The organism is Pseudosulfitobacter sp. SM2401, assembly GCF_042932805.1.
Lineage (GTDB): Bacteria > Pseudomonadota > Alphaproteobacteria > Rhodobacterales > Rhodobacteraceae > Ascidiaceihabitans.
The window spans coordinates 465,194-487,287 of record NZ_CP170633.1 but is presented as its reverse complement, the minus strand read 5'-3'; the positions used below and the strand labels follow the sequence as shown (position 1 = coordinate 487,287).

27 protein-coding genes and 2 tRNA genes are annotated in these 22,094 nt (G+C 56.1%); 13 read left to right on the top strand and 16 right to left on the bottom strand.

Annotated elements, in window-relative coordinates; all coding sequences use genetic code 11:
* Positions 1-3: 3 nt before the first annotated feature.
* Positions 4-80 (bottom strand) — tRNA-His (locus ACFIO0_RS02500).
* 60 nt (positions 81-140) lie between these two features.
* Complete coding sequence (locus tag ACFIO0_RS02495; protein WP_390913277.1) at positions 141-623, bottom strand: GNAT family N-acetyltransferase; 483 nt, start codon at positions 621-623, stop codon at positions 141-143.
* A gap of 77 nt (positions 624-700) precedes the next feature.
* Between ACFIO0_RS02495 and ACFIO0_RS02490 the strand changes: the two genes are divergently transcribed.
* Positions 701-886, top strand: coding sequence for a DUF6324 family protein (locus ACFIO0_RS02490; protein ID WP_390913276.1), 186 nt, complete (start codon positions 701-703; stop codon positions 884-886).
* Between the two features lie 156 nt (positions 887-1,042).
* On the opposite strand, the gene ACFIO0_RS02485 is transcribed toward ACFIO0_RS02490, so the two are convergent.
* Positions 1,043-1,498 carry an MmcB family DNA repair protein gene (locus tag ACFIO0_RS02485; RefSeq protein WP_390913274.1) on the bottom strand — a complete coding sequence of 152 codons (456 nt, stop codon included), beginning with the start codon at positions 1,496-1,498 and terminating at the stop codon, positions 1,043-1,045.
* 97 nt (positions 1,499-1,595) lie between these two features.
* Here ACFIO0_RS02485 and ACFIO0_RS02480 point away from each other — a divergent pair, with 97 nt between their 5' ends.
* From ACFIO0_RS02480 to ACFIO0_RS02470, 3 genes are all read left to right on the top strand, one after another.
* Positions 1,596-1,913 carry a metalloregulator ArsR/SmtB family transcription factor gene (locus ACFIO0_RS02480; RefSeq protein WP_390913272.1) on the top strand — a complete coding sequence of 106 codons (318 nt, stop codon included), beginning with the start codon at positions 1,596-1,598 and terminating at the stop codon, positions 1,911-1,913.
* 5 nt (positions 1,914-1,918) lie between these two features.
* Complete coding sequence (locus tag ACFIO0_RS02475; protein ID WP_390913270.1) at positions 1,919-2,329, top strand: SRPBCC domain-containing protein; 411 nt, start codon at positions 1,919-1,921, stop codon at positions 2,327-2,329.
* Positions 2,330-2,660: 331 nt separating this feature from the next.
* Entirely contained in the window at positions 2,661-3,572 is a 912-nt protein-coding gene (locus ACFIO0_RS02470; protein WP_390913268.1) for a pirin family protein, read from the top strand.
* 30 nt (positions 3,573-3,602) lie between these two features.
* Here the strand turns inward: ACFIO0_RS02470 and ACFIO0_RS02465 are convergent, their stop codons facing one another.
* Positions 3,603-4,190, bottom strand: coding sequence for a TetR family transcriptional regulator (locus ACFIO0_RS02465; RefSeq protein ID WP_390913266.1), 588 nt, complete (start codon positions 4,188-4,190; stop codon positions 3,603-3,605).
* A gap of 3 nt (positions 4,191-4,193) precedes the next feature.
* On the opposite strand from ACFIO0_RS02465, the gene ACFIO0_RS02460 reads away from it, so the two are divergent.
* The 5 genes from ACFIO0_RS02460 to ACFIO0_RS02440 all read left to right on the top strand — a co-directional run bounded on the left by ACFIO0_RS02460 (position 4,194) and on the right by ACFIO0_RS02440 (position 8,926).
* Complete coding sequence (locus ACFIO0_RS02460) at positions 4,194-4,598, top strand: hypothetical protein (protein ID WP_390913264.1); 405 nt, start codon at positions 4,194-4,196, stop codon at positions 4,596-4,598.
* Between the two features lie 88 nt (positions 4,599-4,686).
* The gene (locus tag ACFIO0_RS02455; RefSeq protein ID WP_390913262.1) at positions 4,687-5,973 is read left to right on the top strand and encodes a homoserine dehydrogenase; all 1,287 of its coding nucleotides are present in this window, start codon (positions 4,687-4,689) and stop codon (positions 5,971-5,973) included.
* Positions 5,974-6,051: 78 nt separating this feature from the next.
* A complete protein-coding gene (gene glpX, locus ACFIO0_RS02450; protein ID WP_390913260.1) occupies positions 6,052-7,017 on the top strand; it encodes a class II fructose-bisphosphatase in 966 nt (321 codons plus the stop codon).
* Positions 7,018-7,021: 4 nt separating this feature from the next.
* Positions 7,022-8,773, top strand: coding sequence for a single-stranded-DNA-specific exonuclease RecJ (gene recJ, locus ACFIO0_RS02445; protein WP_390913258.1), 1,752 nt, complete (start codon positions 7,022-7,024; stop codon positions 8,771-8,773).
* Positions 8,774-8,851: 78 nt separating this feature from the next.
* Positions 8,852-8,926: transfer RNA gene (locus tag ACFIO0_RS02440), tRNA-Glu, on the top strand.
* Between the two features lie 426 nt (positions 8,927-9,352).
* On the opposite strand, the gene ACFIO0_RS02435 is transcribed toward ACFIO0_RS02440, so the two are convergent.
* The 5 genes from ACFIO0_RS02435 to ACFIO0_RS02415 all read right to left on the bottom strand — a co-directional run bounded on the left by ACFIO0_RS02435 (position 9,353) and on the right by ACFIO0_RS02415 (position 13,743).
* A complete protein-coding gene (locus ACFIO0_RS02435; protein WP_390913256.1) occupies positions 9,353-10,390 on the bottom strand; it encodes a diguanylate cyclase domain-containing protein in 1,038 nt (345 codons plus the stop codon).
* Positions 10,387-10,974: a heme NO-binding domain-containing protein gene (locus tag ACFIO0_RS02430; RefSeq protein ID WP_390913254.1), complete on the bottom strand. Its 588-nt coding sequence runs from the start codon at positions 10,972-10,974 to the stop codon at positions 10,387-10,389. The genes ACFIO0_RS02435 and ACFIO0_RS02430 overlap by 4 nt, the downstream gene beginning before the upstream one ends.
* Positions 10,975-11,068: 94 nt before the next feature.
* Positions 11,069-12,655 carry a trimethylamine methyltransferase family protein gene (locus ACFIO0_RS02425; RefSeq protein ID WP_390913252.1) on the bottom strand — a complete coding sequence of 529 codons (1,587 nt, stop codon included), beginning with the start codon at positions 12,653-12,655 and terminating at the stop codon, positions 11,069-11,071.
* A 93-nt stretch (positions 12,656-12,748) separates the two neighbouring features.
* On the bottom strand, positions 12,749-13,462 hold the full coding sequence (locus ACFIO0_RS02420) for an HAD-IA family hydrolase (protein ID WP_390913250.1): 714 nt from the start codon (positions 13,460-13,462) through the stop codon (positions 12,749-12,751).
* A complete protein-coding gene (locus tag ACFIO0_RS02415; protein WP_390913248.1) occupies positions 13,459-13,743 on the bottom strand; it encodes a DUF3572 family protein in 285 nt (94 codons plus the stop codon). Before ACFIO0_RS02415 ends, ACFIO0_RS02420 begins: the two co-directional genes overlap by 4 nt.
* A gap of 97 nt (positions 13,744-13,840) precedes the next feature.
* Between ACFIO0_RS02415 and ACFIO0_RS02410 the strand changes: the two genes are divergently transcribed.
* The gene (locus ACFIO0_RS02410; RefSeq protein ID WP_390913246.1) at positions 13,841-15,250 is read left to right on the top strand and encodes a diguanylate cyclase; all 1,410 of its coding nucleotides are present in this window, start codon (positions 13,841-13,843) and stop codon (positions 15,248-15,250) included.
* Here ACFIO0_RS02410 and ACFIO0_RS02405 read toward each other — a convergent pair.
* The 4 genes from ACFIO0_RS02405 to ACFIO0_RS02390 all read right to left on the bottom strand — a co-directional run bounded on the left by ACFIO0_RS02405 (position 15,247) and on the right by ACFIO0_RS02390 (position 17,233).
* Complete coding sequence (locus tag ACFIO0_RS02405; RefSeq protein WP_390913244.1) at positions 15,247-15,759, bottom strand: periplasmic heavy metal sensor; 513 nt, start codon at positions 15,757-15,759, stop codon at positions 15,247-15,249. The two genes, ACFIO0_RS02410 and ACFIO0_RS02405, sit on opposite strands and share 4 nt — an antisense overlap.
* Positions 15,760-15,762: 3 nt before the next feature.
* Complete coding sequence (locus ACFIO0_RS02400) at positions 15,763-16,134, bottom strand: hypothetical protein (RefSeq protein WP_390913242.1); 372 nt, start codon at positions 16,132-16,134, stop codon at positions 15,763-15,765.
* Positions 16,121-16,711: an RNA polymerase sigma factor gene (locus ACFIO0_RS02395; RefSeq protein WP_390913240.1), complete on the bottom strand. Its 591-nt coding sequence runs from the start codon at positions 16,709-16,711 to the stop codon at positions 16,121-16,123. The genes ACFIO0_RS02400 and ACFIO0_RS02395 overlap by 14 nt, the downstream gene beginning before the upstream one ends.
* Before the next feature lie 63 nt (positions 16,712-16,774).
* Positions 16,775-17,233, bottom strand: a complete 459-nt coding sequence (locus ACFIO0_RS02390; protein ID WP_390913238.1) for an EF-hand domain-containing protein — start codon at positions 17,231-17,233, stop codon at positions 16,775-16,777.
* 189 nt (positions 17,234-17,422) lie between these two features.
* Between ACFIO0_RS02390 and ACFIO0_RS02385 the strand changes: the two genes are divergently transcribed.
* The gene (locus tag ACFIO0_RS02385; protein WP_390913236.1) at positions 17,423-17,824 is read left to right on the top strand and encodes a DUF983 domain-containing protein; all 402 of its coding nucleotides are present in this window, start codon (positions 17,423-17,425) and stop codon (positions 17,822-17,824) included.
* Between the two features lie 33 nt (positions 17,825-17,857).
* Complete coding sequence (locus ACFIO0_RS02380) at positions 17,858-18,553, top strand: NUDIX domain-containing protein (RefSeq protein ID WP_390913234.1); 696 nt, start codon at positions 17,858-17,860, stop codon at positions 18,551-18,553.
* A 10-nt stretch (positions 18,554-18,563) separates the two neighbouring features.
* Here ACFIO0_RS02380 and ACFIO0_RS02375 read toward each other — a convergent pair whose 3' ends face one another.
* Positions 18,564-19,466 (bottom strand): EamA/RhaT family transporter, encoded by a 903-nt coding sequence (locus ACFIO0_RS02375; protein WP_390913232.1) that lies wholly within the window; start codon positions 19,464-19,466, stop codon positions 18,564-18,566.
* A 19-nt stretch (positions 19,467-19,485) separates the two neighbouring features.
* Positions 19,486-20,373, bottom strand: coding sequence for a fatty acid desaturase (locus tag ACFIO0_RS02370; RefSeq protein WP_390913230.1), 888 nt, complete (start codon positions 20,371-20,373; stop codon positions 19,486-19,488).
* 147 nt (positions 20,374-20,520) lie between these two features.
* Here ACFIO0_RS02370 and ACFIO0_RS02365 point away from each other — a divergent pair, with 147 nt between their 5' ends.
* The gene (locus ACFIO0_RS02365; protein ID WP_390913228.1) at positions 20,521-21,381 is read left to right on the top strand and encodes a helix-turn-helix domain-containing protein; all 861 of its coding nucleotides are present in this window, start codon (positions 20,521-20,523) and stop codon (positions 21,379-21,381) included.
* Here the strand turns inward: ACFIO0_RS02365 and ACFIO0_RS02360 are convergent.
* Positions 21,378-22,085, bottom strand: coding sequence for an SDR family oxidoreductase (locus tag ACFIO0_RS02360; protein WP_390915276.1), 708 nt, complete (start codon positions 22,083-22,085; stop codon positions 21,378-21,380). The two genes, ACFIO0_RS02365 and ACFIO0_RS02360, sit on opposite strands and share 4 nt — an antisense overlap.
* Positions 22,086-22,094: the final 9 nt, after the last annotated feature.

Sequence of the window (22,094 nt, the reverse complement as noted above, 5' to 3'; positions counted from 1 at the left end):
TAGTGGTACCACCTCCTGGTCTCGAACCAGGGACCTCCTGATCCACAATCAGGCGCTCTAACCAACTGAGCTAAGGCGGCACTTCGTGGGGATTTAACTGCCTCTTTCACCAAATGCAAGTGCATCAAAAGCGATAATTTTCAAAATCGATAGATCCATGTCTGCTCGACCAAATCGCAACCAAACGAATGGACGGGTTCAGATGCCGTTAGCGTCCAACCTTTCGCGGCATAAAGCGCGCAAGCAGCACGGTGGCTTTCGTGGGTCCACAATTGCATTCCCGCATATCCGGTGTTTTCAGCAAACCCCATACACTGCGCAAGCAAGCGTTTGCCCAATCCCTGCCCACGCGCATCCGGGGTCAACATGAACAACCGCAGCTTTGCGGTGTCATCGTTCAAACGCACACAAAAGATAGATCCCAAGCGAACCCCATCCATTTCAGCAATCCAGCCACGTTCGCAAACCGGATCATGGTCGCGATTAAACTCAGCCAGAATTGACGCAACAAGCGGGCCAAATGTGTCGTCGAACCCTTCGTCGCGCGCATAGTGCAGCCCGTGTTGTTCTACCAGCCAATCGGTGTCATCGGGTCTAAAGCGTCGGACATTCGCAGTACTCATACGTGCAGAATGCCCCAGCGTCGCTTGCGTTTCAACGGCTCAATCGCTACCCATCCTTATCAACAAAGGGGACCGCCATGGGTATCAACAGCGAACGCGACATCGAAGCAAACATGCAAATCGGGCCAACCGATCAAGGCATGGTGCGCATCTTTATCGAATCCCAAGGCGTCGAAGTCCCGATGGATTTTGAACCTGAAGAAGCCGAAGAAATCGCTGAAGAAATCCTAGCTGCGGCGGCCGCCGCACGCGTGGTCAAATAGTTCATTTCGAACGTCATTGACGAGGCATCAGTCGCCTTGAATGCCTGCTTTGGGGGCGGCATCCAAGGCTTTGGTGGTGCAAAACGACCGGCACGCCGGTGTCGTGCATCACGTAAACGCCTCAGCCCCCAAAATTATTCACCATTTTGTTCCGAATCAAAAGCTGATCCCGGCACCCGGGTCACGTAGTGCCTGCAATCGTCGTGCGGCATGGGTGGCGAATTTCTGCACCATCACCTTGCGACGCGCTGGCGCGATTTTGTCTGTCGGGGACATGCGAATGATTTCTGCGTCGTAAGCGTCCGCAATAATCAGGCCAGTTTCATCAGGCAACAAGTCTACTGGAAACTCCGAATCAACGGCCCAGAAAAACCGGTCGCACCATTCCAGATAGCCTTGCCATTTGTTGTCGGTCTGGAAATCAGCGCGGCTGGATTTGCATTCCACAACCCAAATTTCGCCTTTGGGTGTTAGGGCGATGACGTCTACACGCAGCCCGCGTGCAGGCACAAATTCTTCTATAGAAACAAGGCCTAAGCTGGACAAGTGACGCGCGACACCACGTGCCAGTTTTTGACCGGGGGCCAGGGTTTCAAGTGTGTTCAATTCCATTGATCAAGCATGAACAAAGGCAGAACAAAAATCAAGAGCTTGAAGTGATACCAAAAGGTATCCTATAAAAGAGATACCAAGAAGTATCGGATATCAAATGCCCCCAAACATCCAAACCGGATTTCGCGCACTGGCCGACCCCACGCGGCGCGACATTCTGCACCTGCTGGCGGGTGGCGAACAAACCATCGCCGGCCTCACAACCCACTTTGATATGACCCGCGCCGCCGTGAAAAAGCACCTGACCGTGCTCAGCGACGGCGGGCTTATCACCACGCGCACACAAGGGCGCGAACGTTTGAACGCGCTTGATCCCAATGGGCTTGAACCCCTGCGCGACTGGATCGGTTTCTTCGAACAATTCTGGGACGAAAAACTGAGCAGCCTTAAATCTGCAATCGAATCAAAGGACTGAAGCCAATGACCGACACAACAATCCGCAAATCTATCTTTGTCGCCGCTGATCCCGAAACCGTCTGGGCGCATCTGACAGACGCCAAACTGCTGGGCACGTGGTTTCATCCTGCCAAGGCCGATCTGGTCGAAGGACAGGAATTCACCCTTGTCAGCGCAAAAGACGGCGAACGCATGTGCTATGGTTCCGTGCAAACCGCAACGCCACACAGCCATATGAAATGGGCGTTTAGTGTTGGGCCGCTGAATGGGCGCATGACCGATGTGGATTGGCATCTGACCCCCATTCAAGGCGGCACGCGCTTGACGCTGGAACACCACGGATTGCTCGATAGCGCCGAGGCCGTTGGGCTGCTTTATGCGCTCGATAAGGGTTGGCACGGATTTTTGGGCGCGCTGTATGCCCAAGTGGCGTAAGATAAACAGCTGATATTTATGATGCCGCCCTTGCCCTAAGCGGGGCGGCACCTTAACTTGGACGGGACGGGTTCTGCCCTTCTCGATCATTGGTTACGTTCCAGTGGCCTTAAGCATTTCCGAGGGAGCTGGCTCTGTCCTGGCCCTGGCCTAGTTACCTGGCACCCACCTGTACATACAGGTCCTCGGGAACACAGAACCAACCGGCTGCGGTGGTTCCCGTCACTCCTTCGCCGCATAGATGCACAGACGTCCTGCGTAAGCGCCAATTGTGGGCGCGCATGTGTCGTTTATCTATCGATCAACGCACCATCGATCAGGAGTTTTCCACATGTCCCTTAGGCCCACTCTCGAAACCCGCGCCGCCCAGCCGACACTGGAAGGCGCAGGCGTCAAATTACACCGCGCATTCGGTTTTCAAGACCCGTCAGAATTGGATCCGTTCCTGCTGTTCGATGATTTTCGCAACGAACACCCGCGCGATTTCGAAAAAGGTTTTCCGTGGCACCCCCACCGTGGGATTGAAACCATTACCTATGTTTTAGCAGGAACCGTTGATCACGCAGATTCGCTGGGCAATGATGGCAGTCTGGGGGCAGGTGACGTGCAATGGATGACCGCCGGATCAGGAATTTTGCACCAAGAAATGCCGCATGGAAACGCACGCGGTCAAATGCATGGCTTTCAGTTGTGGGGCAACCTGCCTGCCGCGCAAAAGATGACGGCACCACGTTATCAGGACGTCACGGCCGCTGACATTCCCGAAGTCACGGACGACGACGGCGTGCACGTGCGCATCATCACCGGCGCGTTTTGGGGAAAAACCGGGCCTGTCGACGGGATCGCGGCAGACCCGCAGTATCTGGACATCTCGGTGCCTGCAGGCGTGAAAAAGACATTCCGTATCGACACTTACCGCCGCGCGTTCGCGTATGTGTTCGAAGGGGCCGGTGCGTTCGCCGATGCCTCTGCACCCACGGGTGTCTTGTTGGAAAAAGAAGTCGGCGGCCAAGAGGTCAACATCCGCGACATGTCAGGGGATCGTACGCTGATCCGCTTTGGCACCGGCGACGAAGTCACGGTTCAGGCTGGCGAAAATGGGCTGCGGTTCTTGCTGATTTCAGGCGCGCCCATCGATGAGCCTGTCGCGTGGCACGGACCGATTGTGATGAACACGCAGGCCGAACTGCAACAGGCGATGCGCGATTTACAGAACGGGACGTTCATCAAACCTGCACATTAGCGTCCTGAAATCAGCCAGCTGGGGCATCCCTTAGCTGGCACCAACCGCGTTGCGCACCATGTGCCAATATTGATCTTGGACTTGATCAAGACGCAGCCGCCCGCCGCTGCGAAACCACGTATTCACGCCGGTCAGCATGGCAATTACGGCAAAGCTCGCGATCTGGGCGTCCGCCACATCCCACGCCCCTATGCCCTGCCCGGCGGTCAAAATCGCGCGCAGGCGTTCTTCGTAGCTGCGGCGCATGTCCTCGATCACAGCAAAATTCGGTTCTGACAAATTGCGCAGTTCCATGTAGGCGATGAACACCGCATCGGGGCGATCGTGGTGAAACGCAATGTGAAAGCGCACAAATGCTTCTAGCTGGTCGATCGGGGCAAGGCTGGAATCCTGTGGCATCGCGGCCATCAATTCCACCATGTGTGCCTGCATCAGATCAAACAAAAGGCTTTGTTTATCAGGGGTGTAGTTGTAAAGTGCCCCTGCCTGCACGCCAACTTCGCCTGCGATTTGGCGCATCGACACTGCGGCATAACCGTGCTCGGCAAACAGACGCAAAGCCGTTTGTCGTACTTTTGGGCCAGTGATGCCCGAATGTGATCCTGCTGTGCGCGCCATGCCATGCTCTTAACTGAACAGATGTTCAGAACCAAGCATGACTTGCACGCACACGACACCTCGTGCATCAAGATAGCACCAGACGAGCAATTTCTCTGGCCCAACGTGGACCCTGCCCAGATGCGCCCATTTGCCTTTGCCATGATCTTGTCCCTTGCCGGATGCACCCAGTTTCCAGAGCTGGACAGTGCATTGTCAACGGGTGCACAGGACGCGGATTATCCCGATTTGGTGCCTGTGCAAGGCTTGTTGGCCCAAACAGAACCGCGAAATGGCACGCCCGAAGACACCGTTAATACGCTGAACGCGCGCCTTGCCAATTTGCGCAATCGCGCTGATCGCCTGCGCGGAACGGTTGTTGATGCCTCGACCCGCAGACGCATGCAAAACGGCGTTGATGGCACCTGAATTGCTCCGTTGCATGGGGGCCGCGAACCCGTTACACGCGGCAGTCAAATAACCACCGATTTGCCCTATTTGTCTAAGGATAACTGATATGTCGCAGCCTCTTCGTCTTGGGATCGCAGGATTGGGCACAGTTGGTGTCGGCGTAGTAAAAATCATCCGCCAACATGCAGCGATGCTGACAGCACGCACAGGCCGCGATATCTCGATCAGCGCCGTGTCAGCGCGTTCCAAAGACAAAGACCGCGGCGTCCTATTGTCAGGCTACGCGTGGGAAGATGACCCAGTCGCATTGGCCACCCGCGACGATGTCGATGTATTTGTGGAACTGATGGGCGGATCAGACGGACCGGCCAAAGCCGCAACAGAGGCCGCCATCGCCGCAGGCAAACACGTGATCACAGCGAACAAAGCGATGCTGGCGATGCACGGCCAAGCATTGGCCGAAGCCGCTGAAACCGCTAAGGTATCCTTGCGTTACGAGGCCGCAGTGTGTGGCGGCATCCCCGTGATCAAAGCACTGACCGAAGGCCTAGCAGGCAACGACATCACCCGCGTGATGGGTGTGATGAACGGCTCGTGCAACTACATCCTGACGCGGATGGAAGATTCGGGCCTGAATTACCAAGAAATTTTTGCCGAAGCCGACGGGCTTGGCTACCTCGAGGCTGATCCGCAGCTGGACGTCGGTGGCATCGATGCCGCGCACAAATTGGCGATCCTGTCGTCCATCGCCTTTGGCACCAAGGTCGATTTCGACGGCATCACCCTAGAGGGGATCGAACGTGTCAGCATCGAAGACATCACCGCCGCCGCCGACATGGGTTACAAAATCAAACTGCTGGGCGTCGCCCAAATGACCGGTCGTGGGCTGGAACAGCGCATGCAGCCGTGCCTCGTGCCAGCGTCTTCACCGCTAGGGCAGCTTCAGGGCGGCACGAACATGGTCGTGATCGAGGGCGACTCGATTGAGCAAGTTGTGCTGCGCGGGCCCGGTGCCGGCATGGGGCCAACCGCAAGTGCTGTGATGGCAGACGTTTGCGACATCGCACGTGGCCTGAATATTCCAGTCTTTGGCGTTCCTGCCGACACGTTGACCACCAGCCAACCTGCCGTGTCCACCGCCCCTGCGCCCTACTATTTGCGCATGGGTTTGGTCGACAAACCAGGTGCATTGGCCAAAATCGCCACCGTTCTGGGCGAGGCCGGCGTCAGCATCGACCGCATGCGCCAGTACGGACACGCCGACACCGCCGCCCCCGTTTTGATCGTCACGCACAAGACGGCAAGTGCCTCAATCGAAAACGCGTTGCAAGCGATGGAAACCACGGGCGTTCTGGCCGGAGCACCGGTTGCATTGCGCATCGAAGAGTTGTGACAGCGCTACCATAGTTGTGCGAGGCCACCCGCCTCGCTACACACGCCCAAACAAACACACCCACTAAGGATTTCTGGCATGGATGCTTCTTCGCAATTTCAAGATCGTATGTTGTCGCTGGGCCTTGCCCGCGTTTCCGAAGCCGCTGCTTTGGCCTCGGCCAAACTGGTCGGACACGGCGATGAAAAAGCCGCGGATCAGGCGGCCGTGAACGCCATGCGCGAACAGCTGAACCTGCTGGACATCGCAGGCGTCGTGGTCATCGGCGAAGGCGAACGTGACGAAGCCCCGATGCTGTACATCGGCGAAGAGGTCGGCACCGGCAATGGCCCTGGCGTCGACATCGCGCTGGACCCGCTCGAAGGCACCACGCTGACGGCCAAAGACATGCCAAACGCGCTGACCGTCATTGCGATGGGTCCACGCGGATCCATGCTGCACGCGCCTGACACCTACATGGACAAACTGGCGATCGGGCCGGGCTATGATGTTGATACCGTCACGATGGAAATGACGCCGACACAGCGGGTCGAGGCACTGGCCAAGGCCAAAGGTTGCACCACGTCCGACATCACTGTCTGCGTTCTGGAACGCCCGCGCCACGAAACAATGATCGCTGAAATCCGCGCCACGGGTGCAGCGATCCGCCTGATCACCGACGGCGATGTTGCAGGCGTCATGCACTGTTCCGAACCGGGCACGGGCATCGACATGTACATGGGCGAAGGCGGCGCACCCGAAGGTGTTTTGGCTGCAGCAGCTCTGAAATGCATGGGTGGGCAATTTTACGGTCGCCTCGTGTTTCGCAACGACGACGAACGTGGGCGCGCCGCCAAAGCAGGAATCACCGACTTCGACCGCGTCTACACCCGCGACGAACTGGTCACCCAAGACGTGATCTTTGCCGCGACAGGCGTGACTGGCGGATCATTGCTGCCAGCGGTTGAACGCGAAGTCGGGTGGCTGACCTGCGAAACATTGCTGATGCGTTCGCGCACCGGATCGGTCCGTCGCATGAACTACCGCACCCCGATCGAAGACTAGGAAAATGTCAGTTTCTGCGGCGTTTCTGGGGGTTGAAGCATCTTTGACGGGGCGGCGCTGGGTTGGCCCGCCTGTCGAGGTTGACCGCGCCGCCGAAGCGATTGCACAGCAAACCGATCTACCGCGCCCCGTCGCCCAAGTTTTGGCGCGCCGCGGGGTAGACGCCGCAGATGCAGCAGCATTTTTAGAACCGTCCTTGCGCGATTTATTGCCTGATCCACGCAGTTTGCGCGACATGGAAAAGGCGGCAGGCCGGTTTTTAGCGGCTGTTCGGTCACGCCAGCGCATTGCAATCTTTGCAGATTATGACGTCGACGGTGGTAGTTCTGCGGCCCTTCTTATCGTTTGGCTGCGCACCCTTGGCATGCAGGCAACCCTTTACATTCCTGACCGCATCGACGAGGGCTATGGCCCCAACGACGAGGCAATGGCAGCGCTGGCCGCCAAACATGACTTGATCATCTGCGTCGATTGCGGCACCCTATCGCACGGTCCGATTGCCGCAGCCAAAGGTGCCGACGTGATCGTTCTTGATCACCACCTGGGCAGCGAAACTTTGCCCGAAGCGCTCGCTGTCGTGAACCCAAACCGTCAAGACGAAGACGGCGCGTTGGCGCATCTTTGCGCAGCTGGCGTTGTATTTCTAATGCTGGTCGAGGCGGGGCGTCAAATGCGCGAAGCAGGCGCAAAGGGCCCTGACCTGATGGCGTTGCTCGATCTTGTTGCCCTGGCAACTGTGGCCGACGTTGCCCCGTTGGTTGGCGTGAACCGCGCATTTGTACGCCAAGGGTTGCGCGTGATGGCGCGCCGCGACCGCCCCGGATTGGCCGCGTTGGCAGATGTCGCACGGATGGACACCGCACCGTCCTCCTACCACCTTGGCTTTTTGCTTGGACCGCGCGTGAACGCAGGTGGGCGCATCGGCAAAGCCGACCTTGGCGCGCGCTTGCTCGCAACCGACAATGAACACGAAGCATCCGCCATGGCCGAACGCCTCGACATGCTCAACACAGAACGGCGCGACATCGAAGCAGCCGTGCGCGCCGCCGCCCTTGAACAAGCCAGCGAACGTGGCTTTGACGCACCGCTGGCTTGGGCCTCGGGCGCGGGCTGGCATCCCGGCGTCGTCGGCATCGTTGCCTCTCGCCTCAAAGAAAAAGCCAACCGTCCCGCAATCGTCATCGGCGTCGAAGACGGCATCGGAAAAGGGTCAGGTCGGTCCGTTTCGGGAATCGATTTAGGTGCCCCGATTCAACGATTGGCATCCGAAGGGCTGCTGATCAAAGGCGGTGGGCACAAAATGGCTGCCGGGTTAACTGTCGCCGAAGATAAAATTGACGCTGCGATGGAACGTTTGGGCGAATTGCTTGCCAAACAAGGCGCCGACACGATCGGAGCCGCAGACCTGCGACTGGACGGAACATTGATGCCTGCAGCGGCCACCGTGCCCCTGTGCGAACACATCGAACAAGCAGGCCCATATGGTGCAGGTGCCTCCGGGCCGCGCTACGCATTTGCCGATATGCAGGTGTTTTTTGCCAAGAGAGTCGGCGAAAACCACCTAAAAGTTAGCTTTGGTGACGCTGGCGGCACGCGCATGGAGGCCATTGCATTCGGTGCTTTTGACACAAACCTAGGCCCTGCAATTGAACAACATGGCGGTGCGCGCTTTCATTTGGCAGGACGGTTGGACATCAATACTTTCCGTGGACGCCAGAGCGTACAGCTGCGTCTAGAGGACGCCGCACGCGCTTGAGAAAAAAATCCTCTAAAATGATGTTTTTTTGGGTTGCGCCATTGGCCATGATTGTCTTATGAACCCCTCACCAAGCGTGGCCCGTTCGTCTATCGGTTAGGACATCTGGTTTTCAACCAGGAAAGAGGGGTTCAACTCCCCTACGGGCTACCATGGTACTCCCTCTAGTTTCGATGACTGATGATGGGCGCGATTTGGTGACTGCCACTTTGAATCTGACTGTCCAGAATAGCGGAAGCTAATATTACTATTTGTGCGAAAGACACGTCATATTATTTTTCATGTATCGTCTAGATCGTTCTTTTCGTTGTTCTGAGGCCTCTTTCATTGAGGACGCAAATTCACAAGAATGCGACATTCTACGAAAAAGAAATCTAGTCGTAGTTCACACATGTCACCTAACGCGTTTTTCAACACACTTGTCTGTAGTTCGGAATCCAATCTGACGCTCACGGCGTCACACCCACCCCAAGTATAGCGGCTCTGCTCTCTTCATAATTAGCAAAGTGTGGTTGAAGGATACCGCTTGTTGGGGTGCGACAGCGAATCTTAACGGAAACTTTTCCGAGCCCTATTCAGTCAAGCGGATTTTGGTAATTCGCGCCCAACTGGTGGCGCAGTATTCCTTGCGTCGTTTCGAAGGCTTGGGCTGTAAAACGTCTGCTGAGCGCGCCCGGCATGTTTAGAGGCGTATAATGCGACATCTGCATCGTCGAACAACTGTTCGGCAGAATACCCACTGTCTGGCTCATGAAACACTGTTCCAATACTCGCTGAAATACGACATTCTTGACCTTGGAACGCAATGGGCACCTCAAGTCGCTTGATGATCCGCTTTCCGATCCCGACCAATGACTCTTGATCGCGGATGTCAGGCAATAGAATGACGAATTCGTCGCCGCCAACACGTGCAACCGTATCCGAATCCCGAGTTTCTTCGACCATCACGCGTGCGACCGTCTGCAAAACGTGATCACCTGCGGCATGGCCCATGGAATCATTCACGTCTTTGAAGTAGTCGAGATCAAGATGCATCAGTGCAAACTGCCGGTCCCATTCCAAGTGGCGCGCCAAAACGTGATCCATTGCGCGGCGGTTTTTGAGGCCAGTCAATGTGTCCGTAAATGCTTGTTCCTCTGCCGCAATCTTGGCCCCTTGCAAGCGCTGGTTCAGCTTGCGCGACGCTTCCATCGCGGCGGATTTGGCCTCGATAAGGTACAGCATTTCGATAGTCAGATCAGTTGATGAGAAATCGGCGCTGGTCAGCCCGTACTCTCCTACTGCTTCGACAACTGAAAAGCCGAACGACAGGTTGATGATACTCCTGTGTTCGTCCATCCCGTCAATCAACAAACCCTTTAGTTCGGTTTGTGGATCGTCACGCATTTGCAAATGCAATTTCATGCCAGAACTTGCACGCAAGTCATTGACGGATTTGATCGCGCGCGGGCGTTTCAACATGAACACTTCTAAAAAACGCTGCCCAACCAGTTCGACGTCAGGCCGCAGCTTTCTAAGCGTCGGACCCACATGCGCGATGTGCCCTGTTGCATCCAACGCGAGGTGCATCGGGCATAACACATCCAAAACCCGTTCCATTGCTTGTGCTGCACTCATCCGACACGTGCCCCCAAATCAAAACTACGTCCGGCCGAAAATTCGGTAACCACCAAGTTTATCGAAATCGTTTCGACCCCCTGCCCGCTGCCTGTATGTTCCAACAGCGCCAGAACGCCGTAGTCATCAGCCATCGCACGCAAGATCCCCATCATCACGTTCCCAAACCCCTCAACCGGGCTTTTGCAGACCAGTGAAAACTGGCTTTCGGAATGATCCAACAATTCGATCTGCGGCATATCCAGATCGGGAACCGCGAGATGCGTTCGGCCGGGCAAATCATCAAGAGAATGTAGAAATTCAACGAAGGTAACACCGCCGAAACGCAACAAGCGCCGCAATGCTTCGGTATTGGTATGAGAGACCAAATATGTGCCGATATCTTCCATCAAGTCCACGCGTGGCCGTTCCAGAACCGCACTGGCCGCGTTCAAGATGTCTTGGGTCATTTGATCTGGATAAATCAGCATCGATTCAAAATCGATGAATCCCAGGTCGGCCATCTGCGCGCATTCCACCCATTTGGATGCGCCGTAGCTGTCTGTGACAAAGCACTGAATCGCGCGATTTGTTAATCCATGCATACCTGTCTCGCCCTTATGTCCAAGAGGAAGCATGCGCGAAAAAGCGTTAAAATAGTGCAAACACGATGACGTCATCGTTAAAAAGGTAAAGGTTTTAGAAGTCCGTCGGCGCGCCGCCCTCTTCTTTGCGCCGCGCGACAAATGCAGCTAGTTCTTCACGAATGGCCGGGTCCATTGGCGGTTCTTCGAAATTTGCAACGATTTCTTTGAACATCATATGTGCGCGTTCCGGCGTCCAAACAGCACCTGCGACTTCCCAACCTTCGTAGTTCTTCCAATCACTTAGGAAGGGTTGGTAAAAGGCAGTAGTATAGCGGTCTTGGGTGTGTTGAATGCCAAAAAAGTGGCCATCGTTGCCAACCGATTTAATCGCGTCCAGCGCAATCTCGTCTGGGCCAGTGGCCCACAACGCAGGGTCCAAATAACGTTGGATTTGTTGTAAAATTTCGCAATCCATAATGAATTTTTCGGGGGACGCAATCAATCCACCCTCAAGCCAGCCAGCAGCGTGATACACCATGTTGGTGCCCGATTGCACAGCCGCCCAGAGGCTATTGGACGTTTCCCACATCGCCTGCCCGTCCGGCACGTTTGCCGCACACACGCCCGAGGATCGCATCGGCAATCCATAAAACCGCGCCATCTGGCCGGTCATTTGCGTCGCGCGCATGTATTCGGGTGTGCCAAACGCGGGCGCGCCGGTTTTCATGTCGACGTTCGATGTGAAGGTGCCAATCGCACAGCACGCGCCTGGGCGAATGTACTGGGCCAACGCAATCGCGCACAGACCTTCTGCCAACGACTGCGCCACAGCGCCGGACATGGTCACAGGGGCCATTGCCCCCGCCAGCGTGAACGGCGTCACCACCAGCGCTTGATTGGCGCGCGCAAGGCGCATCCAGCCGTCCATCATCGGATAGTCGTGCTTTAGCGGCGAGGTCGAGTTGATGTTGGTGTACATCTTTGGACTGGCTTCGAATTCCTCAACCGTGTGCCCGCCTGCGATGCGCACCATTTCCATCACGTCTTCAACGCGTTCCTTGCCCAAACTGTAGGCGTGCATCACCTTGTCGCAAATCGTCAGCTTGTCGAACAGCACGTCCAAATGCCGGACCGACGCGTGAATATCCACAGGTTCGACAGGATAACCGCCCGCAAAGTGGATGCAGTTAAAATACTGGGTTAAGCGCAGCAAATCCTTGCACATTTCCCGCGTACCCGGAACCTTGGTGCCGATTTCCATGTCCCAGTAATTCGGGGGCGAAGACACGTTGCCAAAGTTCAGGTGATTGCCGCCAACGGTGATTTTGCGATCCGGATTGCGTGGGGTAATATCGAATTGGCTAGGGGCGAGCGCCACCATTTCCATAACCCACTCACGGCGCATGCGGACGTTTTCGCCGTCCACCGTGCAGCCCGCTTCTTTTAACAAAGCGACCGCTTCGGGGTGGAAAAATTCGATCCCGATTTCCTCGAGAATGCGCATCGCACCGTCGTGGATCGCGGCCACCCCTTCGGGCGTCAAAGGCTCGACCGGTTTGTCCACCATGATTGGCGGATTCCACGGCATCTGTTCAATCACCGCTGATCCACGACGCGCCGCAGCCCCTGCCCGACCACCAGAGCGCCCCGTACGTGCTTTTGGTCCCGTACGTGCTTTGCGTTTTGTATCATCAGACATCGGTGTGCTCCGCCAATAGGTTTCACCCTATCCAAGCCGCACACCCGCAAGAGCGCCAGCTTGTTAGCGACAGCTTACGTCGTTTTCAGCGGTTCAGGCGTTGGCGACCAACCACGCCGGAATATGCCCGACATCAGGCAACACAACATCTGCGTGCGGGGCCAGATCGTCTTGATCCGCCATGCCCGTCAACACCGCGATGCGTAACATTCCGGCGGCTTTGCCCGCGCGCAGATCATGCGTACTGTCGCCAACCATCGCCACACGCGCCGGATCACAGCCCGTTGCGGCACAAAACGCCAGCAGCTGACCGGGCCCCGGTTTCGCACCATGGCCGCTATCAAACCCTGCAACAAAATCCAGACTGTCCAGAACACCCGCTTTGCCTAGGTGGGCCATGGCAGGTTCTTCGGCGTCATTGGTTGCAACGCCGACTTTTAGCCCCATCGCGTGCAGGCTGGCAAAGAATGGCACCAAGGACACCGCCTCGACCTGAGGGGCCATCGCGGCTTCTTCATTCAGGGTGTCCAGGATTTGCGCCTGCGAGCGGCCCGGAAAACAAGGGGCCAGCGCATCTGCAACTTCGCCCGGCGTTCCCGCGATCACCACGCTGTCGCGCGCAAAACTGCGGCTGTCCATGTCAAAGCCGATCAGCGCACCGAATTCGCGAGCCTTGGCGCGATCGTCGTTTGTCATGCGCAGCAAGAACGCTTGCGCCCATGCCTCCCATGTTGCGGCGAATTCAAAGAGTGTACCGTCTTTGTCAAAAATGATGCCCTGAAGGCTCAATTCGGGCGTTTGTGTCATGTCCAGCTCACCTGCTCTCCGCCCGGCAACATTTGTCGCGCGTGCATGGGGGTATGGTATGAAACCTGAGCCTGATCGCAAAACTGCATCACCCAAGCGTCATCCATCATTAAGAAGTCTAAAACGGACCCTAGAAACACCGGATCGCTGGCACCAGAGCGCACATCAGCCTCGCTGGCCCCCGTAGCCCCAAGAAACACAGGCAAAAGATCTTCGTTTCCAGCCAACCAAGCCAGAGCCTGCAAAGCCGTCGTTTCGGCGGATTCTCGCGTTAATGACATCAATCGATCCGTTTTTTGATAAATAGAAACACTTTGTTAACCTAAAAAGACAAAACCTTACACAGGAATGAACACTAGCGGAATTGGAGGGTGAAGGATGCACGGCAAAATCTTGATCGTCGAGCCTATTGCAACCAACCGTATTGTTCTAAAAGTAAAATTATCAACTGCATATTATGATGTTTCTCAGGCTGGAACGATCCAGGAAGCCGTCGCGATCGCGTTGGAAACCTGCCCGGACGTGATTATTTCAGCAGCTCAAATGCCCGACGGAGACGCGGGTGCCTTAGCAAGTGCGTTGCGTGACGAGGCCGCGATTGGCGAAGTTCCGATCATCGCACTGGACAACGAGGGTGCCAGATCGACCCGCCACGCATTGCTTGAGGCAGGTGTAGACGATGTGCTGGCGGCCCCTTTGGATGACACTTTGTTACTGGCGCGCATCCGCAGCCTGGTACGCGCGTTTTCATCCAGTTCCGAATGGCAACTGCGCGACGATACAACTCGCGCGTTGGGATTGTCGAGCACGGCCATTGACGCCGAAGATGCGACTGGCAGCGCCGTCTTGGTCAGCAATGATGCCCCAAAAATGCACGGCTGGCTTTCGAAACTGCGTCAATTGCTGCCCACACAACTGAGTATGGTCACAACCAAAAAGGCGCTCAGCCCGTATGGACAACTCGCAGCCGGACAAAGCCCGGATGTGTTCGTGCTGGTGATCGAGGAGGGTGACCCCAACGACATGATGCGCCTGCTGGCCTGCATCCGATCACACAGCGATACGCGCCACTGTGGGGTGTTGATTTTGTTGATCACGCCCGATCCGGTAGTGGCTGCCCAAGCGTTGGATTTGGGCGCAAATGACCTGATGTTTCATGGCTTTAACCCCGAGGAACTGGCCCTACGCCTGCGCAGTTTGGTGCAGCGTAAAAAGATCGGCGAACAGTTGCGTGCGACAGTCCGCACCGGGCTCGAAGCGGCGATTTGCGATCCATTGACGGGTCTCCATAACCGTCGATATGCCATGCCGCATCTCGACAGAATTGCCCAAACCGCGGCCAAGACGGGCAAACCGTTTGCCGTGATGGTCGCAGACATGGATCATTTCAAGCAGATCAACGATGTGTACGGGCATGCAGCCGGCGACGCCGTGTTGATCGAAACCGCACGGCGGCTGCGTGAAAACCTGCGCGCTGTGGACATGATCGCAAGGATCGGCGGCGAAGAATTTCTGATTGTCATGCCCGGCGTGACCTTGGCCGCTGCGCGTACGGCCGCCGGTAGATTGCGCCAGATTATCGGCGAAACGCCTTATAAATTGCCTCACAAAAACACCGCTCTGCATGCCACGGTTTCGATTGGTTTGGCTGTTGGTGATCCGCAAGCGCCTGAAAACAAATGTAACATCACCGCTTCGCGTCTGTTGTTAGAAAGTGCGGACCAAGCCTTGTTCCGTGCCAAAAACAATGGCCGCAATCAAGTCACGCTCAGCCAGCCTGCGGCCTAGGGCTTGCCGCCCTTTTTCGGCCCACGTTTGCGATCTAATTCGCCCTGAACCGCGTCTGCGTAAGCGCGCCGATCTTCCAAATTCATCTTTGAAACCAAATTTAACCATTCTTCTTGCACGTTTGATTGCAGACCAAGCGAGGCAGCTTGCTGTTTGCTCAGCACCGCATTCACCGCGGCACGATCCAGTTCAGGCGCACGTAAGGCGGCAAGCATATCGTCAAACAAGGCGCGCCGTTCCGGGCGGCTTAGGCCACGCGCGTCGCCAGACTTGCGCACTTCGTCCAAAATTGAACGCCGGTCCTCGTGCGGTAGGGCTTTGATATAGGCACCCGCATAGCCACTAACGCCACCCGGTCGCGGGCCTTTGGGCTCACCTCGAAACGCAACGCCAGAAACGATGCCAATCACCGCAAGGTTCGCCGCCAGCGAAAGCCCAAAAGCGATCTTGATCCAGCGTGGCATGCGCCCCGATTTGGGCGGCCCTGTCGTATCCATATCTTGCGCCATCCCTTATCCCTCTTCCAAATCCCAGCCGAACCCAAGCAAGTCGGCGGTGTCTACGGTGTCGCTGTAAACCGCGTCCATGTTTAACAATGTTTCAAACGACGCCGGCATTGTGTCTGGCGGGTTGATCCCGATCCAGAAGCCCGCGCAAGTCGCAGCCACCAGACCGCCCATACCTTGCCAGCCCCCCAGCGCAGACAAAATCTGACGCCACCACGCAGGCTGCGCGATCACCGCAACAGGCTGACGTTCCAGCGCGTCCTGCAAGATATGCGCCATGAATGCTTCGCTCGGGGCCATGTCTGAACCCTGCGAGGCTTGCGCAAATAGCGCGTCAAGCTGTGCCATTTCGGCGTTATCTGGATCAGGCTGTGTCATCGTCATATCCCAAAGTGTCACGTTGCGGGGCCATTATGGTTGCCAACGCGCGTTTTCCACGCGCCGTCAGGCTCTCCACGGCCTCAGTGCTAATATCTAGTATCTGTGCAATGTCCGGGTTCGCCAAGCCTTCAATGTGGCGAAGGATCACCGCTTGGCGTTGACGTTCCGGCAGTTGCATCAAACCGGCTTGTAGGGCGTCCATGCGCGCTTGCGTTTGCAATTGCGCCTCAACACCCGGGGTCGGGTCCGTCGGCTCGGCGATGTCATCCAGCGCAACACCGCGCCGCTTGCGCAGACGGTCCGTGCATAGATTTGCCGTGATCCGATAGAGCCACGTTGTGACTTTGGCCCTGCCCGCTTCCCAATCAGGAGCGATCTTCCAGAGCCGGACCAAGGCCTCTTGCGTCACATCCTCGGCCTCTGCTGTGTCACCCAAAACGCGGGCGGCATGGCGGAAAACAACGGGTGTCAAACGGGCAACCAACAAACGGGCCGCCGCCGCGTCACCACGTGCATACCGCGCCAACAGCACATCATCGCCAGTGTCTATTTCTGCATCCAAGGGCATACTCATACCGATCAGCGTTACTGAGACCGCGCGCGAGAAACAAGTGTGTCACCCGCGCGCACCGTTGCCTTATTCAGTAGCAGGCTTGTCTTCACCGCGGTTTTTGCGCATTTTCTTATGCGCAGCGTCGAATTCTTCTTTCGACAGACCACCGCTGTTGTCGGTGTCAAGTTTGGCGAAACGGTCGCCTTTGCCACCACGTTTGCCCATTTCTTCGACGGACAATTTGCCGTCTTTGTCAGCGTCCAAATGTTTGATCATGCGGGCTGATTTCTTTTTCGCACGCTCTTGGCCAGCGGCCTCGATCTCGGATTCTGTAAGAAAACCGTCACCATCTGTATCCGCTTGGGCAAAACGTGCAGCACCATGTGCCTGCATTTCGGCCTCGGTCACCTGACCATCCTGGTTTGTGTCCAGTTGTTCAAACGTGACTTTGGGTCCGCGTGGTTTGTCGCCTTTGGCATAAGCTGCGCCACCGATGGCCAAACCCGTCAAAGCTGCTGCGACAAGTGTCATTCGAATATTCATATTGTTACTCCAGTTACTCGTGGGACCGCCTATTGTTTAGGCGGTTCACAAGTAAAACGGAGCACTCAGACGGTTCCGTCGCATAAATTTCAATTTTTTCTGCGCGACAACGCGCCGCAAGGACATCCTGTCACCTTTAATTCATGATCAACCCAACGCATGTAGGGTGCATCACAAAGGATATCGATGATGGCCAGCACTGATACAGACATCACTATTGAAGCCCCCGAACGCCCGTTGCGCAGTGCAATGTTGCGTGGATGGCGCTGTAAATGCCCCAATTGTGGCAGTGGTGCGCTGCTAAAAAGCTATCTCAAGGTGAACGACACTTGTACTGTGTGTCGCCAAGAGTTGCAGCACCACCGCGCGGATGACGCGCCAGCCTATCTGACAATTCTGATCGTTGGGCACCTGATGATACCGCTGCTGCACTATGCTTTTGTGACGTGGCGTCCTGAGCCTTTGACGCTTTTTACCATCTTTGCGGTTGGAAGTGTCGGCCTCTCGCTTTACCTTCTTCCTAGACTGAAGGGGGCTGTGATCGGCTTTCAATGGTCGCGATACATGGGCGGTTTTGGCGAACAGCGCTAAAACAAGCGCCCCGAACACCGTTTAGGGGCGCGCATGACCATCGACAAAACCCAAATTCGCAACGCCTCGACCGTTATTGTTTTGCGCGACCGCATGACCACGCCGCGTATTTTGATGGGTCAACGCGGTGCTAAAGCTGCTTTTATGCCCAACAAATTCGTGTTCCCGGGGGGCGCTGTCGATGCAGGTGACGCAAACATCACCCTTGCCGGACAGCTGTCTGATCTGTGTGGCGAGCGCCTAAAAGAAGACGCAACCCCTGATATGTCGCACCCGTTGGCGGTCGCTGCAATTCGCGAATTGTTTGAAGAAACCGGTCAGGTCTTGGGCAAAAAAGGCGCGTGGCACGGCGACGTGCATCCCGATTGGGCCGATTTCGCCGCCACCGGTCATTTGCCAGATGCGTCTGCTTTGCAGTTCGTGTTTCGCGCACTGACCCCACCCGGCCGTCCGCGCCGTTTTGATGCGCGATTTTTTCTGGTTGATGCAGATGCTTTGGCCACTGATCCGGATGATTTCACCGCCGCCTCGGATGAACTTTCGCACCTGCAATGGGTGTCATTAACCGACGTGCGCGCCTTTGATATGCCGTTCATCACCGAAGTCGTGCTGAGCGAAATCGAGGCCCGCGCCACTGATCCTGAGCCGCCGCAAAGCGTGCCGTTTTTCAGAAACAACGACGAAGAAAGCCTGTTCATCAGGCTGCGCGGTCACGCCCCCACCGACTAGTTTCGAAAAATCAGATCACCAAAACCAACATCAGCACTGAACTGCCCAAGATCGCCATGCCAATCCATTCGCGCAACAAGATGCGCTCGCGGAAAAAGATCACCGTGACCATCAGGCTAAAGATCAGCTCGATCTGGCCCACGGCCTTGACGTAAGCCGCGTTTTGCAGCGCAAATGCTGAAAACCAACAGAACGAACCCGCCATTGATAGCATCCCGATCCATGCCGTCACGCACCGTGCGCGCCACACGGCACCAATCTGCGGTGCATCCTGCCAAGCCAGCCAAATTGCCATTCCAATCAATTGCATAGACGTAACCATCGCCAACGTCACAGCAGCGCGCGCCCAGTGATCACCCATATCAATCTGCAAAGATGCGCCACGATAGCTGACCGCAGACACCGCAAACAACGCGCCTGACAACAGACCCAAGCCCGCCGCGCGGTTGGCAATGTCACGCATTTTGAACCGCCCTTGCTCCGGCGAGGCGGACAACACCAAAACCCCGATCACGCCCAAAACAATCGCGCACAATCCCCAAGCAGTGACCTGATCGCCCAAGATCACAAGACCGGTCACAACGGCGAGGATGACTTCGGATTTCTTGAATGTAATGCCGACCGCAAAATTACGGCTTTTGAATACCATGACAACGCAAACAGTCGCCAAAACCTGCGCCGTGCCGCCACACACCGCGTAAATCCAGAATACCGGCGGCAAAGTGGGCCAGCTTTGACCGGTTTGCGCCAGATAAATTGCGGTGAAAAGAACGACAAACGGCGCGGAATACAGGAACCGTGCAAAGGTGGCACCGGCCGCAGACAACGTTTGCTTGGCCATCATTTTTTGCAACATAAAGCGCAGTGTTTGAAACACCGCCGCCGCAATTGAAATACCGATCCACAAGCTCATGATCGCTGATGGCGGTTTTTTAGACCAAAGGCCAGCGCGGATGCGGCACGGGGTCTTTCGCCTTAAAGAAGTGCTTTCGAAAGATTTGCGCATAAGAGGTGTAAACATAGCCGTTGTTGCAGGTTTGATAGCTGGCTTTGTTTTCGCGATACAACCTCGGTAAGACATGCCAAGCGACTTTGGGGTGCAGGTGATGGACGACATGCAAGTTGTTGTTTAAGAACAAAAATGACAACACGCCACGCCCCTCTACGATCACGGTACGCGCTGTTGGATCGTCCTGTGTGCGGTGTTCTAAAAACGTACGGATTTTGAGAATGCTCATCGCAGCGTAGCACGCAGCCAGATACGCAAGCATTGAAAAACCGGCCCAACTCACGATCAAAATCGTCGCCAGAATTGCCGGTATGTGCAGCGCCCACGCCCGCGCGATTGTCCGATTTCCGGCGATCATCGCCCTCGCATCGGCCAACATGAACGCCCATTGCGAGATCGCAGGGCCGACCAACATGCGCCCAAACATCGTGTTGTTGAACCGCAGTAGCGCACGCGCCCACGCAGGCTTGGCCGCCCAAACCGCAGGGTCGCAAAAATTACTTTCGGGATCATCGTAGGGGTCGGTCAACCGCTCGTCGACATGATGCGCCAAATGCGTGTCGCGAAATCGGATGTAGGGCACAAGCAGGCCGACAGCCAGCAGGCCCAGAGCAGAGTTGATTTTGAGGTTCGTAAACGGATGGCCGTGCAGGATTTCATGACTCAGCGACGATTGCAGAACCAAAACCACGACCAGCGCAATGCAGGCTAACAAGAACGACACTTGCGGCAGCACAAACAACGCAGCGCCCCACCCAACGTAACACGCAATCCACAGGCCAAGTGTCGGCCAATCCCCGATCTGAACCAACGGTACCCGACGAGAGTGATGAAATGCTGTAGTTTTTGTGGATTGCAAGAAGACCTCTGACTGTTGCCAAACCCTACCTCCTGCCAAGAACTGTCAACATTCCGAAAATTGTTAACATTACTCTCAATCCGTGATAATTTTAAACACATGAGAGAATTACCATCACGCATTGATCGAGCCGCTCAGTTTCGTCTGCGCCTAAGCCAAGCAATGACCGACGCAGACAGCACGCAAAGCGGGCTTGCAAGGGCCATCGGCACGGATCGGTCCACCCTGTCTCAGGCGTTAAAAGACGATGGAACGCGCCTGCCTAGTGCGCATGTGATCGCGGCCTGCGCATCGGCTTTGGGCGTGTCTGCGGATTGGTTGTTAGGGCTGTCGGACAGACCAGAAAGTGCAGCGGCCCTTGTTTCAGCGTCGCTGTCATTGACCGAGGCCCCCCGCGCACTTGTCGATGAACACATCTTTGCCTGGCACCAAGAAGCCGCAGGTTACAAAATTCGCCATGTGCCCGTCGCCCTACCCGACATGTTGAAAACGCAGCGGCTTTTGGAATGGGAATATTCCCCGCATCTTGGGCGCACGACGACGCAAGCGATCAATGCTTCGGCCGACCGTTTGAACTGGATGCGCAATGCACAATCCGATTATGAAATCGCGATGCCCATGTTTGAACTGCAAAGCTTTGCTGCAGGCACCGGCTATTATCGCGGGCTTCCCGTTGCACAGCGGCTAGAGCAGATCGACCATCTGTTGCACTTGATTGATCAGCTTTATCCCCGCATGCGCATCTATCTTTTTGACGCGCGCAAGCTTTACTCAGCGCCCATCACGATCTTTGGACCCTTGCTGTCGGTGTTTTATACTGGTGGGCATTACATGGCATTTCGCGACCGTGAACGTATCGAAATCATGACCCATCATTTTGACGAATTGATCCGGCAAGCTAGCTTTACCGCGCGCGACTTGCCCGAACATTTGCATATTTTGCGTGCACAGATCGCCTAGATTTTCGGGTCGGGATTTTCCGTGTGCCCGTCCACGGCGATCACCTGCCCCGACACCAACCGCGCCCCATCCGAGCCCAAGAAAACAGCCATATTCGCAATGTCCGACGCCTCTACGAACGAGCGCATCGAGGTGCCGATTGCATAGCCATCATACACCGCATCCCGTGTCATGTTTTTGGCCACAGCTTCGCGTTCCAGCACGCCTTCCATGCGCGGACCTTCGACAGCGCCGGGACAAATTGCGTTGCACCGAATACCAAATGGGCCCAGTTCCATCGCAAGCGTTTTCGTCAACCCGATCATCCCCCATTTTGCCGCCGCATAGGGCGCGCGATTGGGGTATCCGTAGATGCCGGCCGTCGAAGACGTGATGACAATGGCGCCGCATCCAGCGGATTTCATCAAGGGCGCTGCGTATTTTGACGCCAAAAATGCGCCTTCCAGATTTACACTGACGCAGGCCTGCCAATCGGCAAGGGCTACATCCTCAACCAATGCCGTTGGTCCAGCGACCCCGGCGTTGGCGCACAAAACATCCAATCCGCCAGCGGCTGCGATTGCATCAAACACTAAGGCCACTTCAGCCTCGTTTGAGGCATCGCACAGGTGTGAATGCCAGCCCAAAGGGGTCCCATTTAAGGCTGTTTGGTCCACATCTGTGATCCAAACCTCGAACCCGGCGGCGTCAAACGCTTGCCCCATCGCGCGCCC

Excerpts from the sequence above, each read along its gene's own strand:
- ACFIO0_RS02495 (WP_390913277.1), bottom strand. The coding sequence starts at position 623 with ATGAGTACTGCGAATGTCCGACGCTTTAGACCCGATGACACCGATTGG.
- ACFIO0_RS02490 (WP_390913276.1), top strand. The coding sequence starts at position 701 with ATGGGTATCAACAGCGAACGCGACATCGAAGCAAACATGCAAATCGGG.
- ACFIO0_RS02485 (WP_390913274.1), bottom strand. The coding sequence starts at position 1,498 with ATGGAATTGAACACACTTGAAACCCTGGCCCCCGGTCAAAAACTGGCA.
- ACFIO0_RS02480 (WP_390913272.1), top strand. The coding sequence starts at position 1,596 with ATGCCCCCAAACATCCAAACCGGATTTCGCGCACTGGCCGACCCCACG.
- ACFIO0_RS02475 (WP_390913270.1), top strand. The coding sequence starts at position 1,919 with ATGACCGACACAACAATCCGCAAATCTATCTTTGTCGCCGCTGATCCC.
- ACFIO0_RS02470 (WP_390913268.1), top strand. The coding sequence starts at position 2,661 with ATGTCCCTTAGGCCCACTCTCGAAACCCGCGCCGCCCAGCCGACACTG.
- ACFIO0_RS02465 (WP_390913266.1), bottom strand. The coding sequence starts at position 4,190 with ATGGCGCGCACAGCAGGATCACATTCGGGCATCACTGGCCCAAAAGTA.
- ACFIO0_RS02460 (WP_390913264.1), top strand. The coding sequence starts at position 4,194 with ATGCTCTTAACTGAACAGATGTTCAGAACCAAGCATGACTTGCACGCA.
- ACFIO0_RS02455 (WP_390913262.1), top strand. The coding sequence starts at position 4,687 with ATGTCGCAGCCTCTTCGTCTTGGGATCGCAGGATTGGGCACAGTTGGT.
- glpX (WP_390913260.1), top strand. The coding sequence starts at position 6,052 with ATGGATGCTTCTTCGCAATTTCAAGATCGTATGTTGTCGCTGGGCCTT.
- recJ (WP_390913258.1), top strand. The coding sequence starts at position 7,022 with ATGTCAGTTTCTGCGGCGTTTCTGGGGGTTGAAGCATCTTTGACGGGG.
- ACFIO0_RS02435 (WP_390913256.1), bottom strand. The coding sequence starts at position 10,390 with ATGAGTGCAGCACAAGCAATGGAACGGGTTTTGGATGTGTTATGCCCG.
- ACFIO0_RS02430 (WP_390913254.1), bottom strand. The coding sequence starts at position 10,974 with ATGCATGGATTAACAAATCGCGCGATTCAGTGCTTTGTCACAGACAGC.
- ACFIO0_RS02425 (WP_390913252.1), bottom strand. The coding sequence starts at position 12,655 with ATGTCTGATGATACAAAACGCAAAGCACGTACGGGACCAAAAGCACGT.
- ACFIO0_RS02420 (WP_390913250.1), bottom strand. The coding sequence starts at position 13,462 with ATGACACAAACGCCCGAATTGAGCCTTCAGGGCATCATTTTTGACAAA.
- ACFIO0_RS02415 (WP_390913248.1), bottom strand. The coding sequence starts at position 13,743 with ATGTCATTAACGCGAGAATCCGCCGAAACGACGGCTTTGCAGGCTCTG.
- ACFIO0_RS02410 (WP_390913246.1), top strand. The coding sequence starts at position 13,841 with ATGCACGGCAAAATCTTGATCGTCGAGCCTATTGCAACCAACCGTATT.
- ACFIO0_RS02405 (WP_390913244.1), bottom strand. The coding sequence starts at position 15,759 with ATGGCGCAAGATATGGATACGACAGGGCCGCCCAAATCGGGGCGCATG.
- ACFIO0_RS02400 (WP_390913242.1), bottom strand. The coding sequence starts at position 16,134 with ATGACACAGCCTGATCCAGATAACGCCGAAATGGCACAGCTTGACGCG.
- ACFIO0_RS02395 (WP_390913240.1), bottom strand. The coding sequence starts at position 16,711 with ATGAGTATGCCCTTGGATGCAGAAATAGACACTGGCGATGATGTGCTG.
- ACFIO0_RS02390 (WP_390913238.1), bottom strand. The coding sequence starts at position 17,233 with ATGAATATTCGAATGACACTTGTCGCAGCAGCTTTGACGGGTTTGGCC.
- ACFIO0_RS02385 (WP_390913236.1), top strand. The coding sequence starts at position 17,423 with ATGGCCAGCACTGATACAGACATCACTATTGAAGCCCCCGAACGCCCG.
- ACFIO0_RS02380 (WP_390913234.1), top strand. The coding sequence starts at position 17,858 with ATGACCATCGACAAAACCCAAATTCGCAACGCCTCGACCGTTATTGTT.
- ACFIO0_RS02375 (WP_390913232.1), bottom strand. The coding sequence starts at position 19,466 with ATGAGCTTGTGGATCGGTATTTCAATTGCGGCGGCGGTGTTTCAAACA.
- ACFIO0_RS02365 (WP_390913228.1), top strand. The coding sequence starts at position 20,521 with ATGAGAGAATTACCATCACGCATTGATCGAGCCGCTCAGTTTCGTCTG.
- ACFIO0_RS02360 (WP_390915276.1), bottom strand. The coding sequence starts at position 22,085 with ATGGGGCAAGCGTTTGACGCCGCCGGGTTCGAGGTTTGGATCACAGAT.